This window comes from Herbiconiux daphne (genome assembly GCF_024979295.1).
Classification (GTDB): domain Bacteria; phylum Actinomycetota; class Actinomycetes; order Actinomycetales; family Microbacteriaceae; genus Herbiconiux; species Herbiconiux daphnes.
Genome location: NZ_JANLCJ010000651.1, coordinates 1 through 566, shown reverse-complemented (window position 1 = coordinate 566; position 566 = coordinate 1). Strand labels below are relative to the sequence as shown.

2 protein-coding genes are annotated in these 566 nt (G+C 41.3%); both read right to left on the bottom strand.

Features of this window, described 5'->3' with window-relative positions:
* Window positions 1-4: 4 nt before the first annotated feature.
* Entirely contained in the window at window positions 5-163 is a 159-nt protein-coding gene (locus N1032_RS26975; protein WP_259543770.1) for a hypothetical protein, read from the bottom strand.
* 16 nt (window positions 164-179) lie between these two features.
* Window positions 180-335, bottom strand: a complete 156-nt coding sequence (locus tag N1032_RS26970) for a hypothetical protein (protein ID WP_259543769.1) — start codon at window positions 333-335, stop codon at window positions 180-182.
* Window positions 336-566: the final 231 nt, after the last annotated feature.

The window sequence follows — 566 nt, the reverse complement described above, 5'->3', positions numbered from 1 at the left end:
GACATTAGCCATCTTTTTCCTTACTATATAGTGGAATCTTTTCTAGAAGTTTTTCACCAAAGCGACGTTGAATTCGATATGCATCCAAATCATCTTCTTCAAATCGAGGACAAACGTCAGTGATGTACAGAAACCCTCTCAGTTTTAGCTGCTCTTTTTGCATCTAAATACCTCTTAAATCAATGGGTGTGTAACCATGACAAACCGATCTTAGCATCGGAAGCCAAAGGACATTCCATTCCTAAATATTCACCTGCTTTCTTAACACAAAGCAAAGTGAGTGCTTCAAGTTTATGAACATCTTCACGATGGACACTGAACTGCCCTTCATCCATTCAGTTATTCCCAAATTCCTTCGGGTGTCGGACTATATCATAACAGCATAGCTAATTTGCTGTTGTTGGCGCTTCGAGGGTTTTCCTATTCACCCCCTACTCCCTACGGATAGTCTCTACACTTTCCACTCACGAATCCACTTACAAGCAGATCCGAAGCACACACCAAACTCTTTTGCAAGATCTACACCTTTACACTTAGTTTTCATCCAGTGCTGTCTAGCAGCCTCT